Consider the following 25,802-nt stretch of genomic DNA (forward strand, 5'->3'; position numbering starts at 1 on the left):
GACACCAACGAACTTAAATCGTTAGTGACCCGAACGCAAGGGGTACGATCCCGGCATGACCACGGAAGAGGATCGGGGCGCCTCCGCCCTCCCGGCGCGACTGCGCGAACTGCCCAGCCGGCTGCTCTCACAGGCCTCGACGCACGCCACGCGGCTCGTCACCGAGGGACTGAACGGGGCAGACGCACACAAATGGCATTACGCCACCCTGGTCGCCCTGGACGAGTTCGGACCCGCGAGCCAGGCGGCCCTGAGCGGCCGCACCGACATTCACCGCAGCGACCTGGTCGCCGTCATCAACGAACTCGCCGCGCGCGAGCTGGTCGAGCGGACCCCCGACCCCGCCGACCGGCGGCGCAACGTCATCACCCTCACGGCCGCCGGACGGCGCCGGCTGCGCAAGCTGGAGCAACTGCTCGCCACGGCCCAGGAGGAGCTTCTGTCCCCTTTGTCCGCAAAGGAGCGCGAGCAGCTCGTCGCACTGCTCGGCCGGCTCGTCGCGCACCACGCACCCGGCGGCCCCACCATGGGAACTGACGACCGGTAACACCCGTCGGCGCCACGCCGCCACCCGTCTGCCACACCCAACTCGATCGACATCTCATATCTGAGATACGGTGCACCCATGGCAGACGACTACCTCGTACGCATCGGCAAGCTCATCCGTGATGCCCGGCAGCACCGGGGCTGGACACAGAGTCAACTCGCGGACGCCCTGGGCACCAGCCAGAGCGCCGTGAACCGGATCGAGCGCGGCAACCAGAACATCAGCCTTGAGATGATCGCCCGCATCGGGGAAGCCCTCGACAGCGAAATCGTCTCCCTGGGCTACGCCGGTCCGATGCACCTGCGCGTGGTCGGCGGCCGCCGGCTGTCCGGCGCGATCGACGTCAAGACGAGCAAGAACGCGTGCGTGGCCCTGCTGTGCGCCTCGCTGCTCAACAAGGGCCGTACCGTCCTTCGCCGGGTCGCCCGCATCGAGGAGGTCTACCGCCTCCTGGAGGTCCTGAACTCCATCGGCGTCCGCACCCGCTGGATCAACGACGGCGTCGACCTGGAACTCGTACCTCCGGCCCGCCTCGACATGGACGCCATGGACGCGGACGCGGCCCGCCGCACCCGCAGCATCATCATGTTCCTGGGCCCCCTGCTCCACCGGATGGACCACTTCAAGCTGCCCTACGCCGGCGGCTGCGACCTCGGCACCCGCACCATCGAGCCGCACATGATCGCCCTGCGCCGCTTCGGCCTGGACATCACCGCGACCGAGGGCATCTACCACGCCCAGGTCGAGGCCGGGATCTCCCCCGACCGCCCGATCGTGCTGACCGAGCGCGGGGACACGGTCACCGAGAACGCGCTGCTCGCCGCCGCCCGGCACGACGGCACCACCGTCATCCGCAACGCCTCCTCCAACTACATGGTCCAGGACCTGTGCTTCTTCCTGGAGGCGCTCGGCGTCCGGGTCGACGGCGTCGGCACCACGACCCTCACCGTCCACGGCGTCCCGAACATCGACGTGGACGTGGACTACTCCCCCTCGGAGGACCCGGTCGAGGCGATGAGCCTGCTGGCCGCGGCCGTGGTCACGGAGTCCGAACTCACCATCCGCCGGGTCCCGATCGAGTTCATGGAGATCGAGCTCGCGGTCCTGGAGGAGATGGGCCTCGACCACGACCGCTCCCCCGAGTACACCGCCGACAACGGCCGCACCCGCCTGGTGGACCTCACCGTCCGCCCGTCGAAGCTCGAAGCGCCGATCGACAAGATCCACCCGATGCCCTTCCCCGGGCTGAACATCGACAACGTCCCCTTCTTCGCCGCCATCGCGGCCGTGGCCCAGGGCCAGACCCTGATCCACGACTGGGTGTACGACAACCGCGCCATCTACCTCACGGACCTCAACCGCCTCGGCGGCCGCCTCCAACTCCTGGACCCCCACCGCGTCCTGGTCGAGGGCCCCACCCGCTGGCGCGCGGCGGAGATGATGTGCCCGCCGGCCCTGCGTCCGGCGGTGGTGGTCCTGCTGGCGATGATGGCGGCCGAGGGCACCTCGGTCCTGCGCAACGTCTACGTCATCAACCGCGGCTACGAGGAACTGGCGGAGCGCCTCAACTCGGTGGGCGCGCAGATCGAGATCTTCCGCGACATCTAGGAATCAGGACGAACCCGTAAAATTCGGACCTGGCCTGATGTCCAGCCAATCCCCGGGCCGACCTGCGGAAATACCCCTCCACGCCTTCCGGCGCCTTCCCGTCGTTTCCGACGCCTTGTGCAGCCGATGTGCAGCGCAGGAATCGAACACTGAAATACCGTCAGCTAGATCCGAGCCCCCGTCACTCCTCACGGAGAGTGGCGGGGGCTTCCTATTTTCTCCGTAAATGTCCAGGCCACAGCTTGGGTTGCTGTTGCTGACGAATCGTTTGCCGCTACACACGGTGGTGCTACGGTGGCGCTCGCGGTCGAACATCACGCCCCCCGCGAGGGAGCCGGTGTGCAACCGCCCGGTGCCGAACCGTTCAACCCGGCCGGCACCGAATCCAAAAACTTCAAGGGCCCGGACAACGCGAAAGGACCCCAGCATCCAGGGACGGGTACCACCGTCCCATTCCAAGAAGCTGGGGTCCTTCTGCGGTGAAGCGGCCTCCACCTCGCGTCGTCTGCCCTTGCAGGGGCTCGCGTCGCTGCCCACGGAGATACCCGTGAACACGCTTAGTTTGCCATGCCCGGACACCGAAACGCGAGCCGATCGCCCGTTTCGCGCTGTCGCATCTGCCACGCCCGCCGTGACCAGCCCGGCCCCCCGCCGCAGCCCTCGCGGCCCCGTGGAGTACCTCTTCACCCCCGTGCCCGACGCCCTCGTATTCGATCAGCGGGCCGCCGACGCCGTACGCACCTGGTGGATGTACGTCCACCGCATCAGCAAGCGCACCAACGCCGTCGAAATTTCCTGGCGCGAGCTGGCCGAGCAGTGCGGCCGTGACCGTCAGTGGGTTAAGTCTTGGGGCCACAAGGCCCACAACCTGGGTTGGGCCACCATCACCGAGGCGCCCGGCGGCGTGAACCTGATCGTTCTGCACGAAGACCGCGAGATCCACGTTGCCTACCGCCAGGTGGCCGGCGGAGACCGTGAGTTCTTCACCCACACCGACCACGCCACGCCCTCTGCCCGCGCCGAACGCGCGCAGAACCGTCCCACCCCCGGGATCATTTCTTCGGCTCCTTGGACCCGGATGAGAAATCACCAGGTGCCGGATGAGAAATCATCCGCTCTCCCACCTGCGGAAACGGGTTGCTCTACTACGCGGGCATACGCCCGCACACGCGAAACCCGCGCGCACGAGACCCCGCAATGCAACGCGGGCGGGGGTGGATCGGTGGAGCAGGCGGAGGAGCCGGTGGAGCCCTCGGTGAAGCTGGCCCGAGGAACCCGGCCCGCTGCGCGGCCGGTGAAGCGCCGGGAGCGTCCGATGCCGCCCCGCCCGCAGATCGACCCCCGGTTGCAGGAGCTGCGCCGCGAGCTGTCCCGCGCCAAGATCGCCGTTCGCTGGCACGGCATGGACTCCATCGAGACCGGCATGGTCCTGGAGCTGCTGGACGACCTCGGAGCCGAGCAGATGGCTTGGATCGCCTCGAAGACGACCGCCGCCGCTGTGGCGGCCGGGAAACAGCCCGCCCATCACGTCCGCGCTTACCTCGGGACCTGGGCCCAGCACGCCCCCGTTGTCGGCTTCGGTGACCGCCAGGAGCTGCCGGTGATTTCCGCGAAATGCACGGTGCACCCCGCGATGTCGAACCCCTGTGAGCTGTGCGTGGCCGCGCGGAACCTTCCGGCCCGGTCGGACTTCCTTCAGGCCCCCGGCCTGGACGAGCCCGACCCCGAGGACACAGCGGAGGGTGCCGAGTTCGTCGCCAGCCTGCGCCGGAAGCGGGAGGTGGCCGCTGCCGAAGGCCGCCGGGTGGGTGCCCCGTCGCACTACGAGGTCCGCCGCCTGGACAACGCCGGGGCAGTGGCCTACGACCCCGCCCCGCTGCTGATCCGTGAGCCCACCGAGGCCGAGCGCCTGGTGGACCTGGGCGGGTGGTCGCAGTGACCCCGGAGCCCTGTGCGAGCTCGGCGTGCGCCGAGGCCGACCCGACGTCCCCGTGCGTGTGCCGCTGCGGCGGCTGGGGCCACGCCTCCAAGACGCAGCCACCGCTGTTCACCCGCGTGGCAGTCGGCGGGGACATGGTGAAGCCCCGGCCGCCGCAGGGCAGTAGCCGGGGCCCGTGAAGAACTTCGCTACTCGGTGGCCGACGTGGGCTTCGCCTCCGGCTGCTCGACCTCGGCGACCAGCTTGGGCTCCCCGATCGCTTCGACTGCCAGCCGGTACCAGTCAACGGGCACGACAGCGACGGTCTCGGTCTTGTACTGCCGCGCGATCACGACGCCGTTGAAGTCGCGGACGTACCGAACGACCTTCGCCCAGTGCACCCGTACGTCGTTCGAGGTCATTTTCCACATGCGCCGCATCGTACGGGTTGGGCGACTCAACCGAAATGGTTGAGTCGGTTGACTCAACCGACATTTTGAGTGCAGGCTCTACCCGAGCAACACCGCAGGACTAACACCGGGAGCAGTGGCCGGAGTTGAACCTAGAGGACTTATCGCACAAAACGTACCGACTCGGACAGCTCCGGATGGCCTCGGCGTGAGGGAGTCCCGAAGGTCGGCCGTTCTTTGAGAACTAAATCGGCTGACTGGCCTCGAACCACTCGCTGCACACGGCGGGCAGGCGGGCCGGAGATGCCAAGGGCGGCCCCAGTGGGGCGCTTCAACAGGCGACGGAGCAACACCGTCCCCGCCCACGCACGACAACGAAAACGCCCCCGGCCGCTGCGCTAACAGCGGGATCGGGGGCTCCGACAGACACCCCTGCCACACAGGAGCACGTCGTGAACCGAACCGTACCCGCGGTCCCGCCCGTGGATCGCACCAGCCCCAGGACGAAGGCCGCCGCCGAGCGCATCGTGCGGGGGTGGACCCGATGAGCCGCCGGTCCCGCGTCCGCGGCGTGATCGGTCAGCTGGAGATCGGCCTGGAGCACATCCCGCAGGCCCTCCCGCGCGACATCACCCCGGCCCAGAAGCAGCACACCGCGCAGCTCAAGGAAGCGCGAGAGCGGCAGCGCGCCGCCGGGCGGCTGCACCACGACATCACCGTCCAGTTCTTCCGGGGGGAGTCGTGAACCCCGACGACAAGGCCGGCTGCGGCTCGGTCCTCGTAAATCTCGTCGTCGTCCTCTTCGTGGTCTGGCTGGCCCTGCACGTTGGGACCGGCTCGTGAACGATCACCGGCGCCTCGCCGACGCCATCCGCTTGACGGTCATCCGCCGCCGAATCCAGCAACTCCGCCAGCACCACCAGATCCACGGACGCCTACGACTTGGCGGCCCCAGCACCACCGAAAGGAAGGTCCGGTGACGGTCCGTCCAGAAATGACGAGGGCCCAGCAGGTTCTCGTGGGCGTCGTCGCCGTCGGCGCCGTCGTCATCGCCGGTATCGGCTTCGCGGGCTCGTACGGGGCAGTCCGCGCACTCGCGGCGAAGAAGGGGTTCGGGACCTTCGCGCTGTTCTTCCCGATCGGGATCGACGCGGGGATCATCGTCCTCCTGGCGCTCGACTTGTTGCTGTCGTGGATCCGGATTCCGTTCCCGCTACTGCGCCAGACGGCGTGGTTGCTGACCGCGGCGACAATCGCGTTCAACGGGGCCGCGGCCTGGCCCGACCCGCTCGGTGTCGGCATGCATGCCGTGATCCCGCTCCTCTTCGTGGTCACCGTGGAGGCCGCCCGGCACGGCGTCGGCCGGATCGCCGACATCACCGCCGACCGCGACATGGACGGGGTCCGCTTCACGCGGTGGCTGCTCTCCCCGGTCCCCACGTTCAAGCTGTGGCGCCGGATGAAGCTGTGGGAACTGCGCTCCTACGAACAGGCCGTCGACATGGAGCAGGACCGCCTGATCTATCAGGCCCGCCTCGCCGCGAAGTACGGCCGAGCTTGGCGCCACAAGGCGCCGGTGGGGGCGCTGCTCCCGCTCCGCCTGGCCAGGGTCGGTGTACCGCTCGCCGACACCGCACCCGCCGGCCTCGCCGCCGCGGGGATCTCGATTCAGTGGCGCCCGGTGGCAGTGGCCCCAGTCCCCGACTTTCCTGCGGAACTCCCCCCGGGGTTCGAGGAGCACGCGGTGGCCGCCCTGGAGGTCGCGGCCTGGCGGGTGCCGGTCCTGGCCGAGGACAAGGCCGGACGGGGCCGGGAGGAGGTCACCGCCCGCGTCTCGTACGAAGACCCCGAGAAGGAGGGCCTGGACGACTGCGAGGACACCGGACAGGCCGACACCGGACAGGCCGAAGAACCTGCGGGAGAACCTGCAACCGGGCCGGAAGGTCAGGGCCGAAGTGACGATGCCGACGAGTCGACATTGCAGCAGGTGGCTTCGGCCCCGTCCGGCTCCGTCGCTCCGCCCCGCCAGGACACCCGCGTATCCACCGCGCTCACCTTCGGCAACGAGATGCGGGCCGCGTACGCGGAACACGAGAAGCGAGAACTGTCCGCGGCCTGGTCCCGGTCCCGCACCGACGCCGAACCGCTCACCGCGGCCGACTTCGTGACCAAGCACAACACCACCACGCGGAAGCTGCGGGAGGCCCTGAAGGCGTTCCCGGCTCCGACCACCGCCTGACCCGAACACGCAACCGCCCGGCCGCAGAGCTTCACTTCGCAGGCGTTTCTCTGCGGCCGGGCCCGCCCCAGAAGGGACAGACCAAGCATGACGTACATAGAGCCCCACCATGGACGGGACCCGATTCCCGTCCTGCCCCCCCGACGCCCACCACGCCGTGGACTGGGCCCGGGTGAAGCGGTCGATCCGCGCGCTTCGCCCCGTCCGTTCGGCAGGTGTCGTGTCCGTCGGTCTCTTCGGGGCCGTGGTCTGGGCCGAGCGGGTCGCCGCGCCCGTGGCCGCCGCGCGGAGCGTGGACACCGCGTTCGCCATCGCCTTCTGGGTGTCGATGGTGTGCGCTATCGGTATGGCGACCGGCAGCCGGATGCGCAGGTGGTCCAGTGCCGTCCTGCTGTTCGCCGCGGTGGGCGGAACGCTCCTCGCCGCCCCGACCCGTCACCTGATCTCCGCGTGGATTGTGGGGGCCTGACCATGGATCTGATCGAGATCACCCACGTCGTCACCCGGGCCGGCGCCGCCTTCGGTTTCTGCCTGATGGTCATCACCGGGGCCATCATTTTCTACGCCAACGGCCGCACCTTCACGGTGCTGAAGAACCGCCGGTTCTGGCTTCCCTGGGCCTCGTCCTTCCTGGTTATGGTGCTGTCCTCGGCGGTCATTGGCGGCATCGTCGGCAACGTGTCCGGTGCGTTCACCGGCAGCGGCAACAAGCTGGGCCAGGAGATCGGCAGCGTCGCCATCGGGCAGGAAGGTGCCGGGGCGGTCGAGCTATCCACCGGCGAGGTGCTCGGCTACTCCGGTTCGTGGATCGCGTTCACGCTGGTGATCCTGCTCGGACTCTTTATCTGGTTCGCAAAGGGCTGGGGGGAGCGCGCGCTGGCGATCTCCGGCGCCCTGACCGGCTCGACCTGGGGCATCGCCTCCTCCCTCGGCGGCCTCGCGTCGATGATCGGCGTCCCGCTGATGACCTGGGTGGGCGAAGGACTGATCGGCTGATGAGCGACGAGACCCTGAACAGGCCCGCACCGCTGATCTCGCGCACCGCCAACGGGGCCGGGCACTTTGCGGTCGCTCTCGCCCACTGGGCCGGCGGCCACACGATTTCGGAGGAGGAACTCCTGCGGCGCATCGTCAAGGCCCGCGCCGACAAGCACACCGAGGCAGTGGAAGAACACCAGCGGGAAGCCCGGCGTGCACACCGCAAGGCGACCAAGCTGCGCAGGATCGCCGCCGAAGACGGGGGCCTGGTCCCCGCGGCCCAAAGCGACCTGGACGCTGCCGAGCACACGGCCCGCCGTCACGAACTCGCCCTCGTGGCCCTGGGCGACTTCGAGATCCGCGACGTTGACCCGGGTCAGATACGGCATCGGCGCCACCGCATTGCGGCTGCCCGCTGCGCGTTGTTGGCGGTGCCCTTGACGGGGGTCGTGGTCGGGTCGTGGATGCTCGACGGAATCGTGTTCCTGCTGTCGACGGGGGGCGCGGTGGCGGCCTGCTGCATCCGCGGGAACCGCCCCTTCGAGCGGACCGTGCGGCCGGTCCCCGCCGAACTCCTCGCGGACACTGCCCGGCTTGCCCTGGAGCCCACCGAAGACGAGGAGGAGCCAGTGGAGGAGATCGAAACTGCCGACCTCGGGGCCTGGAGGCAGACCCTCCGCCTGTTCGTGGAGCATGCGGTGGCCGCGGCGCACCTGGAGCGCAAAGGGGGCGTCCTCGCCGGGGATCTCCTCCAAAGACTCCAGGCGTCCGGCCTGTTTCTGGACAGGACCCCCGACGCGTTCCCCGCCGTCCTGCGGTCCGCGGACATCCCCGTGAAGAAGATCAGCGTGGACGGCGTGAAGGCCCTCGGCGTCCAGTACACGGACCTGACCGCGGCACTCAAGCGGCTACCCCAACTCCCCGTCCACCTGGTCCCCGACCTGACCCAGAAGACGGGGGAGTCCTAGCCCCTCCCCCATTCGGCCCCCTGACCTCAGGTACCGGCGGTTCCCGCAGGTCAGGGCGTACCGGGTACCGCAGGAACCACCCCGCCCCCCTCTCCGGGGGAGAGGCTGCATAGCCACCCCTGACCGGTCTCCTGGCCGTGCTCCTCAGCCCTGGCTGAGGGGTCGCGGAGGCCCGACCGGCCGCCACCCCCGCGCCCGCCCTGGGCCGGGGGTTTCGCGTTACCCGAGAGGACGTCCTGCCCGAGAAGCCCCCCGTGGAGCACCTCCGCGACGCCGCCGAGTCGATCCGCAAATTCAACCTGGCCACCCTCCGGACGACCGCCCTGGCCGGCCCGCCGGACGTCTCCGATGTCGTGCAGTCGCTCATCACGATCGTCCACCGCATCCCGCAAGCCCTGGAGCAGACCAGCGGCGCCCTCCAGCGCCACCACAGGGAGGGATCCATTCGCATGGACGACGGGAGTGACCCGCGCCCCGCGGTCCTCACCGCCGAGGAGAACCTGACGGCCGCCGAGGTGGACCTGACCGACGACATTTTGCCCCTGCTGAAAAAGGCCGGGGCCGCGACGGCACGCATGGGCACGACCCGGGTCTAGTTCAGATTCGAACGAAATTCTCGAGAAAATTGGAATGAGGAGATCCACATGACCGAGGTTGAGATCGAGACCTCCCCGGTACGTCCCGAGGGTGGCGGCACCGAGCCCCACGACCTGATGTGCACCCGCTGCGGCTGGACCTTCGGAATGCTGTGCCCAGAGTGCGGGCCCGGCTGCGGCTGCTCCACCGAGTGCTCCGGCTGGCGCCACAGCGAGTACCGGCAGGACGAGGACGACGAGCCCGGCGACTGCGGAGACGACGAGTGCGAGGGCTGTGACGACTGCTCGCCCTACGGGATGGCGTACGGAGAGGCGGGCTGGTGACTGTCGCCGGCACCCACCGGCGGGATTTTCTCGCCGAGAGAGGCCCAGCACCGTACTGTGAGGTAGTGGAGAGGAGCACCATGAGCGACACCATCGACCTGGTACCCGAGGACGAGGATGCGGTGGAAGTCACCGTGCGTCTGCCCCGCGCTGCTGCCTTGGCCGCCGAGCGCCACGACCTGCTCCCCCTCGCCCGTCTCCTCGCGGATGCCGCCTCCCCGGCCCGCGCGCACGCACGTCTCCTCCTGGTGGAGGCTGTGAGCGCGCTGGAGACGTCGCTCCCCCGCCGGATCCCGCTCCCGCCCCTGGCCCTCCCGCGCCTGCGGCCTCCCGTCTCGTACCGGGCCGAAGCATGCGCCGTGACCGATCTCGCGTACGAGTCGCTGGCCCGTATCGAGGGGCAGGTGTACGCCCTGGTTCCGATAGAGGAGCCGGAGGAGCCCGTGGACTGGGACGCGATGGAAGCTGAGGCGGACCGGCAGAAGGCCGCGGGCATGACCAGCGGGCCGGTATCGGGCGAGGACTTCCTTTCGATGATCGCGGGCGAGTCCGGGCGGACCCTGGAAGAGCTGCTGACAGACGCTGGGATGAGCCGAGGGGACATCTGAGCACTTGCCTACGTACGAGTGGCTCAGCGCCTTCGGCCTGGACCTGAAAAAGCTCACCCCTGCTCAGCGTGCGGCCTTCGAAACCGCCATCGTGCTGTTCGTCGCCGACCTCAAGGCGGGGAATGGCTTCCGGGCGAGCCTGCGCGTGAAGAAGATGCAGGGCCATGACGGCATCTGGGAGATGAGCTTCGGCGCCGACTCCCGGGCCACCTTCGAGTACGGCCCCGAGCAGGTCCCCGGCGAGGTGCACGTGAAGTGGCGCCGGGTCGGTACGCACGACGTCTTCAAGCGCCCCTGAGCCCACACGCGACGAAACCCCTCGCACACAGCTGGCGGGGGGTTTCGCTGTTTCTACGGCTCATCCTGCGTACCGATCGGTACGAGATTCAATCTTCTGTACGCTCGCCGGGCCCCCATCACGTATTGCCAGAAGGACGCCACGTGACCTATCCGCCGCCGTACCCTTACCCGCACGCGCCTGTACGGCGCTGGTGGCAGCACCCGGCACTGATCATTTCCGCGCTGATCGTCATACCGCCCGCAGGTATCGCCCTCGCCTGGCTGAGTCAGTGGAACCAGACGAAGAAAATCATCGCGACCGTACTCGCCGGCCTATGGTTCCTGACGCCCTTCCTCGGCGATCCACCGAAGAAGACTGAGACTGCCGCGAAGCCAAAGGCTGCCGCAGCCACGCCCGCGACATCCCCGAGCCCGACCGAACCGCCCAGCTACGTCGGCCAGAACCTCAAGCAGGCGAAGACCGACGCCTACGCCGCCGGTTACAACTCGATCTCCCACGACGCGAGCCCTGGCAACGCCGGCCAGTGGGACGACGGCAACTGGAAAGTCTGCTTTCAGGCCCCCGCAGCGAACCCCGTGGGGAAGATGGCCACGCTCGACTTCGGTGTCGTGCGCAATGAGTGGCCGTGCCCGGCCAAGGACGGCGAGCCGATTCCCTATCCGAAGATGCCGAAGGTCGTCGGCCTGACCTTCGTCAAGGCGTCCGAGGCCCTCAAGCCGATCAGCCTTCAGAAGATCGAGCCCCAGAGCGCGTACACCGACGTCACCCTCCCCGCCACAGTGGACGACTGGACCGTCTGCTTCCAGGAACCGGAAGAGGGCAAGGAGATCCAGTACCCCAAGACGACAACCGCGTACCTCAAGGTCGTGGCGCCTGGGACGGGGTGCCCAGCAGCGGAGTACACCAAGCTGCACCCAGACCCGACTCCGCCGAGCAACGATGACGACTCCAGCAGCTCCTCGGGTGGCTCCTCCAGTTCTGGCGGGGGTGGCCAGACCGGAGTCGGCTTCGGCCGCTTCTGCTCCCCCGTCGGCGCCCGCGCCATCACCAGCGACGGCAGGCCCGCGAAGTGCTTCATGGGCAAGGACGGACGCGCCCGCTGGGGCTATGCGAGCTGAACGAGCACCAGGCCCTCGCCCACAGCGGGCGAGGGCCTTCTTCGTTTCCAGCCTCCGCGGGGCAGGCATTAGCCGGTGCCGCGGACCCTGGCCGGTTCACACCCTTGACGCTCTCGCAGCCCTCGACCAACCTCACACGCAAATACGCGCAATCCACTGGACAGGGGAGATCGCCATGCAGCTACGGTTCGTCGGGATAGACCCCAGCACCGGCGATGACGAGAGCCCGATGGTGTGGGTGGACGACGAAGAGAAGGAGCTGGTGGTCCAGGGCTGGAAGCCCGGCGAGGCGCTGCTGACGAAGATCGGCAGCACCGAGTGGGTCCCCGGCCACGCCGTCGGCATCCCCGACCACGAGAACGTGACCCGTATCCCGCTCCGGATGGCGGGAATCATCAGGAAGGCGCTAGACGATGCAGAACGTGCCGGGCTTCTCTGAACTGCTGGCCGGTGCTCAGCACTCCGCGGTACACCTGGAGATGCGCGACTCCTACGGGGTCGACAAGGAGAAAGGCCCCTTCGCGGCGTGGCGGGACGGTGTCCGGCTCGACCCCGACGACCGTGCGACGTGGTGGCGGCCCTGGCTCGACCTCATCTCTCAAGCCGTCGCCCGGGGTGTGGTGATCCGTCGCGCGCGCATCGTCTCCGAACCGGTCACCGAGTACATCCGCTTCGAGCACTCGGGCACGTTCACCAACATCGCGGCAGGCGAACAGGTCCGCTGGCTGCCCCGCCGTCAAGCGTCGGACATCGCGCTCCCCGGAAACGACTTCTGGCTGTTCGACGGCAAGATCGTCCGCTTCAACCACTTCACCGGTGACGGTGCGTCCGCCGGGCCGGAGATGCGCGAAGAGCCCGCCGTGGCCAAGCTCTGCGCAGACGCGTTCGAGTCGGTGTGGGAGCGTGGCATCCCGCACGAGCAGTACACCGTCTGACCCACACAGCACACCGATGTCCGCCTCCCCGTCCTCCAGCGCCCAGACGGCCCGTCTCGCGGTCGCCGCACGCCTGCGCGAAATCATGCTGGACGCCGGCCTCCAAGGGCAGGAGCTGGCGGCCTTGTGCGGGTGGAACGGCGCCAAGACCTCCCGCATCATCAACGCCAAGACCGCGCCGTCCGACAAGGACATCCGGGCGTGGTGCACCGCGTGCGGCGCGGACGGCCAGGCCGAGGATCTGATCGCCGCAAGCCGCGCGGTCGACTCCATGTACGTCGAGTGGCGCAGGCTCACCCGTACGGGCCTGCGCCGACTGCAAGAGTCCGCGGTCCCCCTCTACGAGCGCACCCGCCATTTCAGGGCTTACTCCTCCCGCGTCGTGCCGGGCGTCCTACAGACCGAGGCATACGCAACCGCCCTGCTCGCCACCGTCGCCGACTTCCGCCGCACGCCCGACGACGTCGCCGATGCCGTGACGGCCCGCCTGGCCCGCTCCCGCATCATCCGCACCGGGAACCACCGCTTCGCGATCCTGGTGGAGGAAGGGGTCCTGTACTACCGCCTCGGCAGCGCCGAGACGATGGCCGAGCAGCTGAGACACCTCCTCTCGGCCATGTCGCTACCCGCCGTCTCCCTCGGCGTCATCCCGTTCACCGCCGAGCGCAGCATGTGGCCGACCGAGACGTTCAACGTCTTCGATGACGTACAGGCAAACGTGGAACTCCTGTCTGCTCAGGTGACCGTCACCTCGCCCAGCGAACTCGCCCTGTACGTCCAGGCATTCGACAGGTTCAAGGATCTGGCGGTGCACGGAGCACGGGCACGGGCCCTGATCTCCAGGGCAATCGACTCCCTGAGCTGAAATTCTGCAATCGCGTGCAAACGCGTTGTTGGCGCCTGGCGCCGCTCCCTACCGTGGTGTTCGCCCCCTTAGCAGCGGGCCGCACCGCCACCTCCCCCGTGTCGCGCCTGCGGCCCGCTGCGCCCTCCGCCGGAGAGGAGCACCAACGATGACCACGCCCTCCCAGCCCCGCAGTAGCAGCAGCCGCACCCCAGAGCCAGAGCAGCCCGGCGCCCCCTCCCGAGCCCTGCGGATACGGGGCGCGTCCGGCTGGAAGCGGTTCAGGAAACGGGCCGACATGCAGCTCCCCGCCGGCCGAGGCGAGCAGGATCCCCCGCGGTGAGCCGTTCAAAGAGCAGGCGCCCCTCCTGGCTGTATGAGGGGGCCCGTGTCCTCGACGCGGACGACCGGGAAGCAATCGTCCAGTTCATCGGCGAGTTCGAGGACCCCGCCACCCGCCGTGTCATCCCCGAAGCCGTGTTCCTGAGGCCCGAGGGCGGGGGCCGGGAGTGGGTCGTGCCGGACCACCAGGCGCTGCGAGAGGCGGACGCCCGATGACCGACCGCAGCCACTTACCCGAACCCGGCTGGGGCATGATCTGCGCCCTCCTCGCCATCGGCCTCGCTGGTCCCGCCGTCTCCCTCTCCGGGGACGTCCTCGACCTGGCCGAGCCGGTTGCAGCGCCCCCTCCGGCCACCGCGCCGGACGTACCGCCCTCGTAGGCCGCCCACATACTCCCTGCCCGTCCATGTCTCGCAGGCGCACGGCACGGCCAGGGTGCACCACTCCCCGCCCGAACCTTCCCGGCAGTCGGCCGGGCGGGGCCCTGCACCACCAGCACCACCAGCATGACCCCGCACCGCACCGGTACGGGGCTGACATTTTCGTGAGAGGAATGATCCCCATGTCCCATGACATTCAGGTCAACGACCTGACGCGGCGCCTCGACCACTCCGTCCCGGACGGCGACTTCGCCCCCGCGGCGGCCGTCGCATCCCTGACCCGGCGCCTCGACCACTCGGTGCCGGACGGCGACTTCGCCCCGGAGGGGACCGCGGTCTGACCTCGGCCATGCACTGACTTCGCGGGGCGTCTCGGCTGCTCATACCGGGGCGCCCCGTACCCGTCTCCGCCACCCGCATACCCGACCAAGGAGAGTTCACCGTGCAGACCACCATCGCCACCCGTGTAGCCTCCGGCTCCTTCTTCGATCTCGGCCGAAGGGACCCGGCACTGATCCGTCTGCGCGAGGACGACGCCGAACAGGCCCTCCCGTTCGCCCTGATGGAACGCCTCGTGAAGTCCGGCATCCCCTACGCCGAGCACGCCCGCTCCTTGCGCAGTGAGCGCGTGCACGTGGCCGGGACCGGCTTCGACTGGTTCGACGGCGCGTTGCCCGGACAGATCGCCGACGAGATCAACCTGACGGACTACGAGATCACCGCGCACACCGACGAGCGCCGCGCAGCACTGACCCGGGCATTGGAGCGGCTGGCCGCGGCCCACCCCGACGCCTTCGCCCGCGTGCAGGAGTTCGTCCGGGGCCTGCTGTGGGTGGGCCTCAAGCCCGGCATCCGCAACTCGTCGCTGACCAGCTCCAGTGACCCGGCGCTCCCGTACGTCATCGTGTTCTCCGAGAAGGCACAGCACCACATCCCGCCGAATACCGTCAGCGCCGAGCCGTCCCACTTCTTTCTCGCGGAGAACATCCTCCACGAGGGCATCCACCAGTCGGTCAGCTTCCACGTCCTCCAGCACCAGGTCTTCGCCGACGGGTACTCCTCGAAGACCTCCCCCAAGATCGAGATCGCGTGGCGCGCTACTCAGGGGGTCGCCCGAAACCAGTTCTGGGAGGTGGACCGGGCCTTCCACGCGACGTGCGTGTACAACCAACTGCTGCGGTTCCGCCGGACCGAACTCGACCGCGACGACCTGACCGCGGGCGAGCGAAAGGGTTTCCAAGCCGCCTACGACGAGGGCATGCCGGCCGTCCGCTACCTCATGGACCAGCTCGAACTCCTGGAAGAGCACTTCACCGTGCACGGCCGGGAGCTGCTGGCCGACCTGCGCCACCAGACCGACCAGCTCTAGCCACCGGACAAGGGAGAGGCGAGTGCTCCAGCACCTCATCACACAAGATGACGACCTGCGCATGGTCCCCACCGACTACGACCAGCTGACCGCCGCTGTGGAGAAGCTCCGCGAGGAGCTCCGGACGCTGCCCGAGGAGACGGACGCCGATCGGGCCCGGCTTTTGTCCCGGTGGACCGGAATCGGCCTGCTGAGCCTGGGCCACCACGGCGACGCGCGCACGTTCCTGCGGCAGGCCCTCGACCTGGCCATCGCCAACGGCAACTCCCGGGCCGTCATCGCCACCGAACTCAACCTCGCCGACGCGTACCGCTACGCCGGTGGGGCAGAGACCGCGGGCGCGCTCTACCACAAGGCCCTGGACGCCGCCCAAGACCAGCACCCCGAACTCGTCGACTTCGCACTCCAGCACCTCGGCAAGCACTTCCTGGAACAAGGCGGCCTCGACCAGGCGCGCACCCACCTACGGGAAGCGCTGCGGCTGCGGACCGCCAAGGGCGACGCCGGGCTGATCGAATCGACTCAGGCCGCGCTCGACCGCGTCGAACTGCTGATCAGTGAGACGACACAGTGGAGCAAGGGGTGGACGGCGTGGCTCCAGTCCCACGCCACGGCCCGGACGCCAGCCCGGTGGGAGGAAGAGTTCCCGGCCCTCCGGGAAGCCGTACACGGTCTCACCACGCACCAGCGGGTGCGGCCCCGCCACCTGCGCGATCAGCCGTTCCCCGCCGAGCTGCTCGCCGCCATGGCGGAGGAGGCTGAGAAGGCCCTGTCCGGTGGCGGGTACCTGCACAACGGCAAGTGGAACGCGGCCGTCAGCGAGGCAGCGGGCCGGTTCGCGGGGCAAGTAGATCTCGCCGCTGTCGTAGCGCAGTCCACCGGCCTGGAAGTCGAGCAGCCACACACCGGCGTCTACGTCGCCTACCTGGAGGAGGGGCAGTTCCTCGACTTCCACGTTGACGAGTTCGGCTTCGGCGAGGCCAACCTGATTGTGTGCCTCCAACACGAGCGCCCCACCGCGGGAGGCGTGAGCTGTACCGTTTTCATCAACGCCGACGGCTACCTGAAATGCGACCTCGCACCGGGAGAGGGAGTCGTATTCGACGGAGCACTCACACCACACGGCCGGACGCCCCTCGGTCCCGGAGAACGCGTCATCCTCGTCAGCTTCGGCTTTCGCGCACGCGATCAGGCCCCGCGTAAGGTCAACCGGCTGCCAACGGTCCCCAGCTGACGGAGCCCGCCCGTCACCCCTCAGACTCCCTGCCCATCCGAGTCTCGCTAAGGACCCGCGCATGCCGATCAGCCCCGACCACACCCGCACCTTCGGCCGCGTCGCCGTCACCCTGCCCGGTCTTGACGAGCCCGGCCTGTACCTCTCCGCCGTCGACACCCTCGACAGCCCGCGCGGCATCGTCCAAGACTTCACGTTCGGGGACGCGGACCTGCGCGCCCTCGACCTCGCGGACGCCCGGCTCGCCACCGGCCGCATCACGGGCCTGCGGTCCAAGCGGACCGAGTTCGAGGCCCTGAACCTGCACGGCGTGGAGATCACGAACTGCGACCTTGGGGCGGTCCGCTGGACGGAGAGCAAGCTCACCCGCGTACACCTGCGGGACTGCAAAATGATGGGCGCAGCCTTTGACGGCCTGGTCCTCGACGACGTCTTGTTCGAGGGCTGCAAATTCGACCTCGCCACCTTCGAGAAGGTCCGCGTCACCGGGCCCGTTGCGTTCATCGGCTGTGTCCTGACCGAGGCCACGTTCACCGACTGCGACCTGTCCGACGCGGTGTTCACGGACTGCAAGCTCCGGCTGACCGAGTTCGGCGCCGGCCGCTACCGCGGCACAGACTTCCGCGAAAACGACCTCCGCGATCCGCGGCATCGCTAACCTCGCCAAAGTTCGCATCGACCACGGCCAGCAGGCCGACCTCGCCGAGGCCCTCGTGAATGAACTCGGCATGACCCTCGGCGACGACTGAGTCAGGAGAACCAGCCCCGCCCCCAGCACCACCGGGGAGCGGGGCCCGTGCTGTCTACGCCGGGGCCGTCGTCCCCTCCAGGACACTGGACGGGTGGCTCTCGCCCGAGGTGTTGACCGCAGTTACCTGGAGCCGGTAGGTCTGGCTGGGCTGGTACCCCGTAACCGTCGCCGACGTCGCCGGGGCCTGCACCGCCATCTTGAACCCGCTCGACGCCTCGTAGATCCGGTACTCCCGGACCGGCGGCCTCACGGGCGTGTCCATGTTCCACGTAACGGGAACCGTGGTCGATGTCGCCGAGGAAGAAAGCCGGAGGCTCGTCGGCTGCGCGGGGGCCGAAGTCCGCGGGAGGACGGTCGTCAACGAGCTGGCGAACGGCGAGTACGAATTCCCGCCGAGCTGCTCCGGCCGCACCGCGCGCACCTTCAGCTCGACACGGTCGCCGGCCCGAAACGGGTTGTCGAAGGATGCCCGCACGGGTGCCTGCGAGTCCACGACGGCCGGTTGCGCCGCGGTGCCGAGGAGCTGATCGCCATCCATGAGACCCGGCGTCGATGCCATGCCCGGCCGCGGATTCGAGTTGCCGTAAATCTGATAGGACGCGGCTCCTTGGGTCGCGGTGAATTCCAGATGCCAAATGCCCGGGTTCCCGCTCGCCGGGTTCGGGGCCGGGCGGCCCTGCTGGAACGACAGCGGCCCGGGGGTCGCCAGCGGCGCCGCCTGCCCGTAGGCGACTGGCGGCAACGCGCTCGGGGTCTGGATGTTGAGCACCGCCGACTTGGGGCCAGGGGTCCCGTCCAGCCCGATCGCCTGGAGCTGGATGGCGTAGGCCGTGTTCGGCTTGATGGGCGTCCAGATCGGAAGATCCTGCGGGGCCGGCGGAGTCGGCGGAGGAGCTGGTACGTAATAGCCGCCCAGCACGGTGTTCTTGTCCGGCGTGGTCAGGGTCAGGCTCGGCACGGTCGGCACCGTGGGAGCCGGTACCGGCTGCCCTTCAGCGGGCATCGGCAACGAACCCACGTACACGTGGTAGCCGCGGACCTGAACCACATCGACGCCCTTGGATCCCATGCCGCCCGGCGAGGGCGTAGGAGCGAGGGCGCCGGTCAGCATGCTCCAGGACAGTTGGAACTCACGCTCGGCCGCGTACCCGCCGGGGATCGGATCTCCCTTGCGGACCTGGCGGTGCGGCGGGGAGACCGCGGCGCTGTCAGCGCTGGCGGTGTACCAGGTAGGCGTGGGGATCGGTACGGGCGTCTGCCCGGTCTCGTCGCGTACGAGCGGATCGCCAAGCGTGGCGCGTGGGGACATTGGAGGTTCTCCTTCGGTACGTAGGTAGTGGTCGGGTAGGTGGTGGCCTGGGATCGCGCAAATGCGGCGGACCGGCCTGTTGACACGGTCGTACTGGTGGCCTGGAGTTACGGCGTCCTGGTGGCCTGGTGCGGCACGAGGGAGTAACTCCCTGGGTATCCAGGCCACCAGCTGGCACCAGAGCCCGGAGGTGACCCGGGACCGGGTAACTCCGTTTGTTCTGAGATGAATTGGAGCCCGTACAGCCGGGCCGCACACCTCATACGGAGTAATCGACCCAGCAACTCCGTCCAGGTGGCCCGCGCGTGGAAACAGGGTCATGTGAGCACTCAGTCCACGATCGCCCCCCGGAAGGGATTCCCGTTCGGGGGTGCAGGCTGGGTGTGCGACCTGCGGGGGTACATCGCCGCGGACAGCTGATCGGCCAGGTGGCCGTCATGGCTGCGGTAGCCGGGATGGTCCGACGCCTCCACCTCGGGCAGGCTCTTGTCCCAGTACCCCGGCTGCCGGGTCCTCTCCACGGCCTTCCGCGCCACCTGGGCGGCGTGCCGCTTGGCCCGCACCCGCTCCCGCCGCAGGGACCCCTCCGGAGCCTCCTCCAGATACTCCGGCATCCGGCCGCCCTCGATGGCCTGGGCGGCGGCCGAGGTCACCGCGGCCACGTACTCCTCGGTGCTGTCCTCGGCCAACGTGATCGTCATACTCGCGGGCCGCCGCTCGCCCAGACCGAACAGTTCCCGCAGCTTGCGCAGGACACCGCTGGACGGGGCCCGCCCGCCGGCCTCAAGACGAATTTCGTGGCGGCGTCCAACGCCGATCTTCGCGGCCATCTCGGAATGGCTCAGCCCCGCCTCCAGCCGGGCCTCGCGCAGCTGCTCGGCGAAACTCTCGGGCCCGACCTGATCCATGCTCACCGAGCCCCCAGGGGCTGGTACACGGCATTGCCGTCCACTACGGGTTCGGGATGCATCCTGTCGAGGTCGGCCTCACGCTGCGGGTCCGCTGTCCGCTCCCACGACCGCAGCGCGGTAGGTGCCAACGTCCGAACCCCAGTCACCCTGCCGTCGTCGGCGTACGAGATGACCGTGCCGTCGCTCACCACCAGGCCGTCATGCCCGCGTACGCGTACCGCCGGGCGGGGGGTCTCGACCATGGTCGATTCGACGGCGGCGGCCATCCCGCGCAGCAGCGGCGTGGTCCCCTGCTCCACATCGCGCCAGGTAGGACGGCGCCCGGCCTGGCCCTGGACCGCATCCCACGGCGTCGGTACCCGGCGGGGAGGAGCCGTGCCTCCCACCGGGGCCTGCTCCGGGTCTGGCTCGGACCGGGCGAGGATCGCAGCCCGGCGCTGCTGACGGGACCGGGCCGGGTTACCCCTGCGCATCAGACGATATCGGAGTACGCGGACCGCGGCGCCTCCGAGCGGAACGCCTCTTCCCGCAGGCCGTCGAACATGCCGCCCTGAGACGGGGTCAGCGCCATTGCCTGCGGGCTGGAAATGCGGTCCTTGTTGAAATACGCCATCACTGCCCGCTCGTGCGACTGGCTGCGCATGTCGGCGACGTTGGCGCCCCCGCCCATGGGGTTGTCGGTGGGGAGGATTCGGCGGACCGTAACGGTGTCGTTCATGAGGTGCTCCTAGGATTCGTGGCCTGAATGACTATCGAAAGCCATTCTCCGAGAAAGAATTCTCGGCGCGATACTGGGACTACGAAGTCCACGAACACAAGGAGTGCGAATGCGCTGGAGACTGAATGACACCAAAGTGAAAGCACAGAAGAGCAACACCTACAGGGAGACGACGGAACCTCAGCACCACGTCAATGCGGAGCTGTTCCATGCTCCGCACCCGTCGGAGATCAGCGGCGGCAATCCCGGCTCATACACCAACATCCCGGATATGGACCGCGACATGATGGAAATTCACCCTGCCATGCTGTCCGAGTCCGTGCAGTTCTATGGCGGCATCAACACCGGCTACCGCCCTGCCGGTGGATCCAGCCCGTCCTCTCGCAACAGCGGGACGGAACAGCAAGTCCAGGAGGACCAACACATGCCGGCGGGCTACGACCACAATTACTACCGCTAAAAAGGCAGGGCGCCCGTTGGCCAACGAAGCCGGGCGCCCTTACGTACGGCGAGGACAGGAACGACAAAGCCGTACGTTGCTTTTGGTGGTGGCTATACGGCCACCGCGCGCGGCCCCATGGCCTTCCAGCTGCCAGGCCGGGCCTCGGTGGGGCGCTTGATGGTGGTGGAGCTGGTGGGCTCGCCCTCGTGCTTGCCGTACGAAATATCCACGTACGGCCATGCCACGTGCAGCTCCCGCATAATTTCCGTGCTCATGTGGGCCGGGAACTCGGCGAACTGACCACGTTCATTCCACGAGAACGTCCCAGCCGGAAAACGGGAGACGATATCGGTGGGCTCGGCATCCTCGGGATAGTGGAGATGCCCGGGGACGTGCTGATCAGTGGAGAGGAAGATGAGGGGCTGGGTGCGCTGGTTGGATGTCATGTGGCCAGCCAACCGCAGCCATTTTCGCGGGTGATACTCCCGGCCGGCCCGCCCCGGATGCGTCCGCGGCACCCTGCGGTGAGGCTGGCTCTATGGACCCCCGCATCGTCATCCACGCCCCATCAGCCGAAGACCCTCATGTGGGTCGGCGCGTCCACGTGGACGGCCAGATCCTTGGGCTCGCCCGCAACGAGATGGACCTGCGTGAATTCCTGCGGCGGGTGAAGCTCCCCGACTGGGATGTAGTGGACGTCACCGACGCCGGCCTGTTCCGCTGGATGGGTGGGGGTCCGGAGACCTGGGAGCAGTAGAAGTCCGCGGTAAGTAACGACCCACGTTCCCGCCGCGGAGAGCTACGGTGCCACGACCGGCGCGGCGGGGCTGTCAAGCAACGGCCGGGCCGCCGCAGCGAACTGGCGACTGGCTCGCCCGAGGTTCGCTTGTACGGTCTCCCAGTCGACAACGGGGTCACGGTCGAGGCTACGCTCCGCGTTGACACTCAGATTCATGGCCACACACGCCTGATACAGGGCGGCCGCAGCCACCGCCAGGTCATCAGGTCCGTGCAGGTTCAAGACCGCACGTGGCTCCTCCATCTGATGCAGCACCTCGGTTTGATGGCTCAGCTCCTCCCACCGCATCACCCTTATGCGCCGGTTATGGGCCGCCCTGCGAAACCGCGGGGTGTTTCCGGAGTCGATGATCCACAGCATGTCGCGCGCGATCTCCGCCTGCTGCTCGAACTGGCGGCTCAGGGACTCCAGCACGATGCACGCGTGACGTCGGTCCGACCGTAACCACTGAAGGTCGCTCGCCTCGGTCTGGCCAGTCCCCACGACTTGCGCCGCGTCAGCCTGGGCCCGTGCGGCCCTGGCCTGGATGCGGGCGCCCACGACACCACCGAGGGCGCCAATGGCGCCGACTAGGACACCGATCAGGGCTATAAGGATCTCCTTCATGCAGGCGATCCTGTCAGGGTCAGTCCGGCACTTGCCTCGTTTCGCCAAAGAGGAAGACCCGCCCCGGATGCGCCCACAGCCCAGCCCGGCGAGGCTGGCCATCCCCGCATCGTCATCCACGAACCTGACGCCGACGGCGGCCGTCGCGTGCACGTCGACTCCACCATCCTCGGCCTGGCGTACAGCGAGATGGACCTGCGGGAGTTCCTGCGCCGGGCCGTCGCAGGTCAACGAAAGTCCGCTGCTACATGGGGTCATGAACTGCTAGGTTCCGTCCCATGTCCGCAAAGAAGCACACCTGCGTCCTCTGCTCGACGCAGGTGCGGAAAGCCACCGGCGAACATGCCCTCCCCGAGCAGGTCCTCAAGCTCCTCGGCGACGCCAACGATCGCTCCTTGGGCAAAGATGCGTACGACATGCATGCCCTGACGTATCGAGGGACCAAGGGGCAGGAAGCCAAGAAGCTGGACAACGCACTAAGCGCTATCCGGGTGCCCTGCTGCGTTGACTGCAACCAGTGGCTAAACGAGACCTACGAAAAGCCAGCGGCCGAGCATCTTCCAAAGCTAATCGAAGGACAGGCGCTATTCACGTCCAATCAGGACGAGCTCGCTCCGTTGTCGCGGTGGATCATCAAAACGGTGTTGATGTGCAACCATCCGCGAGTCCACTACTCGGGGATGACATGGAAGGCCAAGGCGGATTTCCCTTACAGCGAACATGTCCCTAATCTGCTGAACGACCTGCGAAAACTCAGAGAACTACCCCATCACCTCTCACTCTGGGCAACCTTTGCCATCAACGGTGAGCTCGCCACTCTTCTTCCCGGCCCGGACGCGACGATCAAAATGGGCGTAAATATCAGAAGGCCCGATGGCCTCCTACAGCTCACTGTGACGGACTCCAGCGACGTTTCGGTCATGCACGTAGACGGCCGCTTGCCACCCGTCCGCAAGCTGTGGCCCGTGTGCGCAGGGTGCACTTCCTGCTCCTGACGCACTACGGCTCTCAAATAGGGACCCCCGAGTTCGGGGGGTACACCGGGAAGGGCTTCGCTCTGCCACGAATACGAGCACGGGAACCTGTAGCCGCCACCGCCCCGCACCTGCACCTGCACCTACTGGAGCCAGGGGTGGCGGTCGACGCTCGCGCCGGCGACTGAGGCAGTGCCCTCGGCGATAAATAGCCTGGCCTGCGCCTTTGTTCGGCAGCGGCACGAGGGTGGCGCCCCTGCGGGGAGGGGCGCCACCGCTAGATCGGGGGTCAGTCGGAAGTCGCGACGAATCGCTTCAGAATCTCCTGCATGACCGCGGCGAATTCCTCGGCTGCGCGGAAACCGTCGAACCAGGCGACGCATTCATTTTCGTAGTCAAAATCGGCGGGAGCGGCCTGGATGATGTGCTCGCGGGCGCTATCCCAGTTGAGGTAGCGGGCAGCTCCGCCTTGCAGGTTCTTGCGTCGCCCTCCACCCATGACGCGGTCGTGCCATCCGCCCATGAGCGGCCGGGAGTGATGCCGGGCGAAGCGGATCTCACGGGTATCCGGATCGGCCACGAGAATCTCGCCGTAGTCCAGGCCGCGGACGGGCTGCTTCGTCTTCCCCTGCCACCACGGGTGGACGACGACGGCGAACTTCAAAGCCTTGGCTTCCACGTCCCCGTGAGCCAGATAGCTGATGATCTCTTCCAACTCGGCCATGAAAATCTCCAAAAAAGAAGCCAGGGCCAGCGATGCCGGCCGAGGCGGTGGCGGTACGTCAGCTGATGGCAGCGGAACGGGCATCCAGCCCCGCGAGGATGTCTCAAGATCAGATTCCCGCGCCGAGCAGAACGTACAGCTCGCCTGCGTCAGCGCAGGTCGGTCTTCGCGAACGTGCACGCCGTCCCTGCCAAGCGTGATAGGGGCGTGGCGGCCGGTCACTCGGGGCCACTGGCTCGCTGGGCCGGGACCTTGGCCATGGCGTTCCCGCTCCACTCGTCGCGGGGGCGGATATAGCCGTCGGCGACCTTCGAGTTCGGCGACCAGCGACCCTGTTTGCGGATGGCCGCGGCGGAAGCGCCGTTCTCGTCGGCGATGGTTGCGCCGGAGGCGCGCAGGCCGTGGGCGGTGAGCTTGTTGCCCTCCTCGTCAAAGTCGACGCCGGCCGCGGCGGCGAGCCTCTGCACGATGTCGTTGACGGACTCCGCGGTGAGTGCGTCACCGATGTTCCCCCAGCGGTCGATACGGCGGAGGATCGCCCCGCTGGTGATGCCTCGCACGGCCAAGGCATCGCGGTACTCGACGTAGGCCGTGACGGGGTCCAGCGCATCATCCCGGGCGGGCATGGGCACCCATTCACCTTCGGCGGCCTGGTCGGTCTTGGACGCGGCGAAGTACAGCCGCAGACCCTTGCCGGGGACCACCATGGCGTCCGCGAGGACGCGGGCGGAGAGTTCGCTGCGGCGGGTCATGGCCCAGGTGGACCAGACGACGACCAGGCGGTTCCGAAGGCCCGTCAGGGTGCTCGTGTCGCACTCCTGGACCATGGCCACGAAGCCCTTCAAGTCGACGGTCGCCGACTTCTTCACACGGCGGCCGGCCTGCGCCTGGCCGCGCTTGTGCGCCTTGATGAGCGCGCGGGCGGGCTTCGGGTTGGGGTGGAGTTCTTCGGGGATTTCCGCCCAGGAGTGCAGGGCGAGGACCGCGGCGACGGCCTGACCGAGCGCGGAAGCGCCGTAGGGATTTCCGGTGCGCTCCGAGATCGAGGCCGAGAGGACGCGGGTCCACTCGGTGAGCGTCTGGGTGGTCATCGGCACGAGGGTCCGGCCCTCCGCCGAGCACCAGCCGGCGGCCCGTTGGTGCCACGCGGTGTATTTCCGGTAGGTCTCGGCGGGGATGGCAACCTTGAGAGCTTCGACCGTTTCAGGGCTTACCTGATAGTCCGCTGCGGTTCGGGCGAGAAAGTGTGGATAGATCGATTGCTGGATTTGATCACTCTGAGCGACGGGGAGTAGCTCCGCGTCGATAATCTCCAGCTCGCCCATTTGTCCCATTCTGTCGTTCCCGGTAAGCACGGTTACCAGGACTGAGCCGTACCTTACTAAGGAAGTTGGCGACCCGTCAGCCCATCTCGGACCTTGGGCAACCGGATCGCCAACTCCCACATTTGCGGAACCGGCTCCCGCCCCATACCAGGCGCGGTCACTCCCGGTCCAAGTAGCCGCGCAACCATCGGGCGAGCGTGCGCTGCTGCTCCTCGGTCAGGTCGCCGGCCGCGGCGCTGAAGAACTGTCCGGCTTCGACGTCCGCCCACCGGACCCGCTGCCAGAGCACACCTCCAGTCGCCATGGGTGTGATCAACCAGCGCGCGAACTCGTCGTCGAATGCCGGCCGCGACACGAGCTGACCTATCTGCCGACCTCCGTCGGGCCGTACGTGCTGGACGAAGCGCTGATGGTTCATGCGCTGCCGCGTAAGGGGCCTGGTTTTGGGAGCGGATTCCGCCTGCGTAGTCGTCATGGCCTGATGATCGGCGTCCGATTTTCTGACGGAAATGTTTCCGGTGCGC

General features: G+C 68.1%; 35 protein-coding genes. 25 read left to right on the forward strand and 10 right to left on the reverse strand.

Annotated features, from left to right (window positions below; all coding sequences use genetic code 11):
• Positions 1–55: 55 nt before the first annotated feature.
• The 3 genes from OG435_RS42525 (at position 56) to OG435_RS42535 (ending at position 4,094) form a co-directional block, all read left to right on the forward strand.
• Positions 56–547 (forward strand): MarR family winged helix-turn-helix transcriptional regulator, encoded by a 492-nt coding sequence (locus OG435_RS42525; protein WP_266885795.1) that lies wholly within the window; start codon positions 56–58, stop codon positions 545–547.
• Positions 548–625: 78 nt separating this feature from the next.
• A complete protein-coding gene (locus tag OG435_RS42530) occupies positions 626–2,155 on the forward strand; it encodes a helix-turn-helix domain-containing protein (RefSeq protein WP_243331486.1) in 1,530 nt (509 codons plus the stop codon).
• Between the two features lie 631 nt (positions 2,156–2,786).
• A complete protein-coding gene (locus OG435_RS42535; RefSeq protein WP_266885799.1) occupies positions 2,787–4,094 on the forward strand; it encodes a hypothetical protein in 1,308 nt (435 codons plus the stop codon).
• Between the two features lie 188 nt (positions 4,095–4,282).
• On the opposite strand, the gene OG435_RS42540 is transcribed toward OG435_RS42535, so the two are convergent.
• Positions 4,283–4,504, reverse strand: a complete 222-nt coding sequence (locus tag OG435_RS42540; protein WP_266885801.1) for a hypothetical protein — start codon at positions 4,502–4,504, stop codon at positions 4,283–4,285.
• Positions 4,505–5,018: 514 nt separating this feature from the next.
• Here OG435_RS42540 and OG435_RS42545 point away from each other — a divergent pair.
• From OG435_RS42545 to OG435_RS42635, 19 genes are all read left to right on the forward strand, one after another.
• Positions 5,019–5,228, forward strand: coding sequence for a hypothetical protein (locus OG435_RS42545; RefSeq protein ID WP_266885803.1), 210 nt, complete (start codon positions 5,019–5,021; stop codon positions 5,226–5,228).
• 249 nt (positions 5,229–5,477) lie between these two features.
• Positions 5,478–6,722, forward strand: coding sequence for a DUF2637 domain-containing protein (locus tag OG435_RS42550; protein ID WP_266886555.1), 1,245 nt, complete (start codon positions 5,478–5,480; stop codon positions 6,720–6,722).
• A 109-nt stretch (positions 6,723–6,831) separates the two neighbouring features.
• Positions 6,832–7,191 carry a hypothetical protein gene (locus OG435_RS42555; protein ID WP_266885805.1) on the forward strand — a complete coding sequence of 120 codons (360 nt, stop codon included), beginning with the start codon at positions 6,832–6,834 and terminating at the stop codon, positions 7,189–7,191.
• Positions 7,192–7,193: 2 nt separating this feature from the next.
• Positions 7,194–7,718: a hypothetical protein gene (locus OG435_RS42560; RefSeq protein ID WP_266885807.1), complete on the forward strand. Its 525-nt coding sequence runs from the start codon at positions 7,194–7,196 to the stop codon at positions 7,716–7,718.
• Positions 7,718–8,668, forward strand: a complete 951-nt coding sequence (locus tag OG435_RS42565; protein ID WP_266885809.1) for a hypothetical protein — start codon at positions 7,718–7,720, stop codon at positions 8,666–8,668. Before OG435_RS42560 ends, OG435_RS42565 begins: the two co-directional genes overlap by 1 nt.
• Before the next feature lie 254 nt (positions 8,669–8,922).
• Positions 8,923–9,264, forward strand: a complete 342-nt coding sequence (locus OG435_RS42570; protein ID WP_266885811.1) for a hypothetical protein — start codon at positions 8,923–8,925, stop codon at positions 9,262–9,264.
• 48 nt (positions 9,265–9,312) lie between these two features.
• On the forward strand, positions 9,313–9,588 hold the full coding sequence (locus tag OG435_RS42575; protein ID WP_266885813.1) for a hypothetical protein: 276 nt from the start codon (positions 9,313–9,315) through the stop codon (positions 9,586–9,588).
• A gap of 80 nt (positions 9,589–9,668) precedes the next feature.
• Entirely contained in the window at positions 9,669–10,196 is a 528-nt protein-coding gene (locus OG435_RS42580; protein WP_266885815.1) for a hypothetical protein, read from the forward strand.
• Positions 10,197–10,200: 4 nt separating this feature from the next.
• Positions 10,201–10,494, forward strand: coding sequence for a hypothetical protein (locus tag OG435_RS42585; protein ID WP_266885817.1), 294 nt, complete (start codon positions 10,201–10,203; stop codon positions 10,492–10,494).
• A 143-nt stretch (positions 10,495–10,637) separates the two neighbouring features.
• The gene (locus tag OG435_RS42590; RefSeq protein WP_266885819.1) at positions 10,638–11,615 is read left to right on the forward strand and encodes a PASTA domain-containing protein; all 978 of its coding nucleotides are present in this window, start codon (positions 10,638–10,640) and stop codon (positions 11,613–11,615) included.
• Positions 11,616–11,790: 175 nt separating this feature from the next.
• The gene (locus tag OG435_RS42595; RefSeq protein ID WP_266885821.1) at positions 11,791–12,054 is read left to right on the forward strand and encodes a hypothetical protein; all 264 of its coding nucleotides are present in this window, start codon (positions 11,791–11,793) and stop codon (positions 12,052–12,054) included.
• Positions 12,029–12,550 (forward strand): DUF6879 family protein, encoded by a 522-nt coding sequence (locus tag OG435_RS42600; protein ID WP_266885823.1) that lies wholly within the window; start codon positions 12,029–12,031, stop codon positions 12,548–12,550. Before OG435_RS42595 ends, OG435_RS42600 begins: the two co-directional genes overlap by 26 nt.
• Before the next feature lie 16 nt (positions 12,551–12,566).
• On the forward strand, positions 12,567–13,415 hold the full coding sequence (locus OG435_RS42605; RefSeq protein ID WP_266885825.1) for a helix-turn-helix domain-containing protein: 849 nt from the start codon (positions 12,567–12,569) through the stop codon (positions 13,413–13,415).
• Positions 13,416–13,733: 318 nt separating this feature from the next.
• Positions 13,734–13,952 (forward strand): hypothetical protein, encoded by a 219-nt coding sequence (locus OG435_RS42610; RefSeq protein ID WP_266885827.1) that lies wholly within the window; start codon positions 13,734–13,736, stop codon positions 13,950–13,952.
• Positions 13,949–14,116: a hypothetical protein gene (locus OG435_RS42615; protein WP_266885829.1), complete on the forward strand. Its 168-nt coding sequence runs from the start codon at positions 13,949–13,951 to the stop codon at positions 14,114–14,116. The genes OG435_RS42610 and OG435_RS42615 overlap by 4 nt, the downstream gene beginning before the upstream one ends.
• A gap of 182 nt (positions 14,117–14,298) precedes the next feature.
• Positions 14,299–14,457 (forward strand): hypothetical protein, encoded by a 159-nt coding sequence (locus tag OG435_RS42620; protein WP_266885831.1) that lies wholly within the window; start codon positions 14,299–14,301, stop codon positions 14,455–14,457.
• Between the two features lie 101 nt (positions 14,458–14,558).
• The gene (locus tag OG435_RS42625; protein ID WP_266885833.1) at positions 14,559–15,485 is read left to right on the forward strand and encodes a hypothetical protein; all 927 of its coding nucleotides are present in this window, start codon (positions 14,559–14,561) and stop codon (positions 15,483–15,485) included.
• A 22-nt stretch (positions 15,486–15,507) separates the two neighbouring features.
• Positions 15,508–16,719 (forward strand): tetratricopeptide repeat protein, encoded by a 1,212-nt coding sequence (locus OG435_RS42630; protein ID WP_266885835.1) that lies wholly within the window; start codon positions 15,508–15,510, stop codon positions 16,717–16,719.
• Positions 16,720–16,780: 61 nt separating this feature from the next.
• Complete coding sequence (locus tag OG435_RS42635) at positions 16,781–17,377, forward strand: pentapeptide repeat-containing protein (protein WP_266885837.1); 597 nt, start codon at positions 16,781–16,783, stop codon at positions 17,375–17,377.
• A 145-nt stretch (positions 17,378–17,522) separates the two neighbouring features.
• Here the strand turns inward: OG435_RS42635 and OG435_RS42640 are convergent, their stop codons facing one another.
• The 4 genes from OG435_RS42640 to OG435_RS42655 form a co-directional block, all read right to left on the reverse strand.
• Positions 17,523–18,779, reverse strand: a complete 1,257-nt coding sequence (locus tag OG435_RS42640) for a fibronectin type III domain-containing protein (protein WP_266885839.1) — start codon at positions 18,777–18,779, stop codon at positions 17,523–17,525.
• A 329-nt stretch (positions 18,780–19,108) separates the two neighbouring features.
• Positions 19,109–19,687, reverse strand: a complete 579-nt coding sequence (locus OG435_RS42645; RefSeq protein WP_266886558.1) for a helix-turn-helix transcriptional regulator — start codon at positions 19,685–19,687, stop codon at positions 19,109–19,111.
• A gap of 2 nt (positions 19,688–19,689) precedes the next feature.
• The gene (locus OG435_RS42650) at positions 19,690–19,989 is read right to left on the reverse strand and encodes a hypothetical protein (RefSeq protein ID WP_266885841.1); all 300 of its coding nucleotides are present in this window, start codon (positions 19,987–19,989) and stop codon (positions 19,690–19,692) included.
• Between the two features lie 173 nt (positions 19,990–20,162).
• Positions 20,163–20,408 carry a hypothetical protein gene (locus tag OG435_RS42655; protein WP_266885843.1) on the reverse strand — a complete coding sequence of 82 codons (246 nt, stop codon included), beginning with the start codon at positions 20,406–20,408 and terminating at the stop codon, positions 20,163–20,165.
• A gap of 109 nt (positions 20,409–20,517) precedes the next feature.
• Here OG435_RS42655 and OG435_RS42660 point away from each other — a divergent pair, with 109 nt between their 5' ends.
• Entirely contained in the window at positions 20,518–20,868 is a 351-nt protein-coding gene (locus OG435_RS42660) for a hypothetical protein (RefSeq protein ID WP_266885845.1), read from the forward strand.
• A gap of 92 nt (positions 20,869–20,960) precedes the next feature.
• Here OG435_RS42660 and OG435_RS42665 read toward each other — a convergent pair whose 3' ends face one another.
• Positions 20,961–21,296, reverse strand: a complete 336-nt coding sequence (locus OG435_RS42665; RefSeq protein ID WP_266885847.1) for a hypothetical protein — start codon at positions 21,294–21,296, stop codon at positions 20,961–20,963.
• A 92-nt stretch (positions 21,297–21,388) separates the two neighbouring features.
• Between OG435_RS42665 and OG435_RS42670 the strand changes: the two genes are divergently transcribed.
• Positions 21,389–21,607, forward strand: coding sequence for a hypothetical protein (locus tag OG435_RS42670; RefSeq protein ID WP_266885849.1), 219 nt, complete (start codon positions 21,389–21,391; stop codon positions 21,605–21,607).
• Positions 21,608–21,649: 42 nt separating this feature from the next.
• Here the strand turns inward: OG435_RS42670 and OG435_RS42675 are convergent, their stop codons facing one another.
• Complete coding sequence (locus tag OG435_RS42675; RefSeq protein WP_266885851.1) at positions 21,650–22,255, reverse strand: hypothetical protein; 606 nt, start codon at positions 22,253–22,255, stop codon at positions 21,650–21,652.
• Positions 22,256–22,533: 278 nt separating this feature from the next.
• Between OG435_RS42675 and OG435_RS42680 the strand changes: the two genes are divergently transcribed.
• Complete coding sequence (locus tag OG435_RS42680; protein ID WP_266885853.1) at positions 22,534–23,250, forward strand: hypothetical protein; 717 nt, start codon at positions 22,534–22,536, stop codon at positions 23,248–23,250.
• 268 nt (positions 23,251–23,518) lie between these two features.
• On the opposite strand, the gene OG435_RS42685 is transcribed toward OG435_RS42680, so the two are convergent.
• The 3 genes from OG435_RS42685 to OG435_RS42695 form a co-directional block, all read right to left on the reverse strand.
• A complete protein-coding gene (locus tag OG435_RS42685; RefSeq protein ID WP_266885855.1) occupies positions 23,519–23,953 on the reverse strand; it encodes a hypothetical protein in 435 nt (144 codons plus the stop codon).
• A gap of 218 nt (positions 23,954–24,171) precedes the next feature.
• A complete protein-coding gene (locus tag OG435_RS42690) occupies positions 24,172–25,044 on the reverse strand; it encodes a hypothetical protein (protein WP_266885857.1) in 873 nt (290 codons plus the stop codon).
• A 391-nt stretch (positions 25,045–25,435) separates the two neighbouring features.
• On the reverse strand, positions 25,436–25,696 hold the full coding sequence (locus tag OG435_RS42695; RefSeq protein ID WP_266885859.1) for a hypothetical protein: 261 nt from the start codon (positions 25,694–25,696) through the stop codon (positions 25,436–25,438).
• Positions 25,697–25,802: the final 106 nt, after the last annotated feature.

Source organism: Streptomyces sp. NBC_01264 (genome assembly GCF_026340675.1).
Taxonomy (GTDB): Bacteria; Actinomycetota; Actinomycetes; order Streptomycetales; family Streptomycetaceae; genus Streptomyces.

Excerpts from the sequence above, each read along its gene's own strand:
- OG435_RS42525 (WP_266885795.1), top strand. The coding sequence starts at position 56 with ATGACCACGGAAGAGGATCGGGGCGCCTCCGCCCTCCCGGCGCGACTG.
- OG435_RS42530 (WP_243331486.1), top strand. The coding sequence starts at position 626 with ATGGCAGACGACTACCTCGTACGCATCGGCAAGCTCATCCGTGATGCC.
- OG435_RS42540 (WP_266885801.1), bottom strand. The coding sequence starts at position 4,504 with ATGTGGAAAATGACCTCGAACGACGTACGGGTGCACTGGGCGAAGGTC.
- OG435_RS42550 (WP_266886555.1), top strand. The coding sequence starts at position 5,478 with ATGACGAGGGCCCAGCAGGTTCTCGTGGGCGTCGTCGCCGTCGGCGCC.
- OG435_RS42555 (WP_266885805.1), top strand. The coding sequence starts at position 6,832 with ATGGACGGGACCCGATTCCCGTCCTGCCCCCCCGACGCCCACCACGCC.
- OG435_RS42560 (WP_266885807.1), top strand. The coding sequence starts at position 7,194 with ATGGATCTGATCGAGATCACCCACGTCGTCACCCGGGCCGGCGCCGCC.
- OG435_RS42565 (WP_266885809.1), top strand. The coding sequence starts at position 7,718 with ATGAGCGACGAGACCCTGAACAGGCCCGCACCGCTGATCTCGCGCACC.
- OG435_RS42575 (WP_266885813.1), top strand. The coding sequence starts at position 9,313 with ATGACCGAGGTTGAGATCGAGACCTCCCCGGTACGTCCCGAGGGTGGC.
- OG435_RS42580 (WP_266885815.1), top strand. The coding sequence starts at position 9,669 with ATGAGCGACACCATCGACCTGGTACCCGAGGACGAGGATGCGGTGGAA.
- OG435_RS42595 (WP_266885821.1), top strand. The coding sequence starts at position 11,791 with ATGCAGCTACGGTTCGTCGGGATAGACCCCAGCACCGGCGATGACGAG.
- OG435_RS42600 (WP_266885823.1), top strand. The coding sequence starts at position 12,029 with ATGCAGAACGTGCCGGGCTTCTCTGAACTGCTGGCCGGTGCTCAGCAC.
- OG435_RS42605 (WP_266885825.1), top strand. The coding sequence starts at position 12,567 with ATGTCCGCCTCCCCGTCCTCCAGCGCCCAGACGGCCCGTCTCGCGGTC.
- OG435_RS42615 (WP_266885829.1), top strand. The coding sequence starts at position 13,949 with ATGACCGACCGCAGCCACTTACCCGAACCCGGCTGGGGCATGATCTGC.
- OG435_RS42620 (WP_266885831.1), top strand. The coding sequence starts at position 14,299 with ATGTCCCATGACATTCAGGTCAACGACCTGACGCGGCGCCTCGACCAC.
- OG435_RS42635 (WP_266885837.1), top strand. The coding sequence starts at position 16,781 with ATGCCGATCAGCCCCGACCACACCCGCACCTTCGGCCGCGTCGCCGTC.
- OG435_RS42640 (WP_266885839.1), bottom strand. The coding sequence starts at position 18,779 with ATGTCCCCACGCGCCACGCTTGGCGATCCGCTCGTACGCGACGAGACC.
- OG435_RS42645 (WP_266886558.1), bottom strand. The coding sequence starts at position 19,687 with ATGGATCAGGTCGGGCCCGAGAGTTTCGCCGAGCAGCTGCGCGAGGCC.
- OG435_RS42655 (WP_266885843.1), bottom strand. The coding sequence starts at position 20,408 with ATGAACGACACCGTTACGGTCCGCCGAATCCTCCCCACCGACAACCCC.
- OG435_RS42660 (WP_266885845.1), top strand. The coding sequence starts at position 20,518 with ATGCGCTGGAGACTGAATGACACCAAAGTGAAAGCACAGAAGAGCAAC.
- OG435_RS42665 (WP_266885847.1), bottom strand. The coding sequence starts at position 21,296 with ATGACATCCAACCAGCGCACCCAGCCCCTCATCTTCCTCTCCACTGAT.
- OG435_RS42670 (WP_266885849.1), top strand. The coding sequence starts at position 21,389 with ATGGACCCCCGCATCGTCATCCACGCCCCATCAGCCGAAGACCCTCAT.
- OG435_RS42675 (WP_266885851.1), bottom strand. The coding sequence starts at position 22,255 with ATGAAGGAGATCCTTATAGCCCTGATCGGTGTCCTAGTCGGCGCCATT.
- OG435_RS42680 (WP_266885853.1), top strand. The coding sequence starts at position 22,534 with ATGTCCGCAAAGAAGCACACCTGCGTCCTCTGCTCGACGCAGGTGCGG.
- OG435_RS42685 (WP_266885855.1), bottom strand. The coding sequence starts at position 23,953 with ATGGCCGAGTTGGAAGAGATCATCAGCTATCTGGCTCACGGGGACGTG.
- OG435_RS42690 (WP_266885857.1), bottom strand. The coding sequence starts at position 25,044 with ATGACCACCCAGACGCTCACCGAGTGGACCCGCGTCCTCTCGGCCTCG.
- OG435_RS42695 (WP_266885859.1), bottom strand. The coding sequence starts at position 25,696 with ATGAACCATCAGCGCTTCGTCCAGCACGTACGGCCCGACGGAGGTCGG.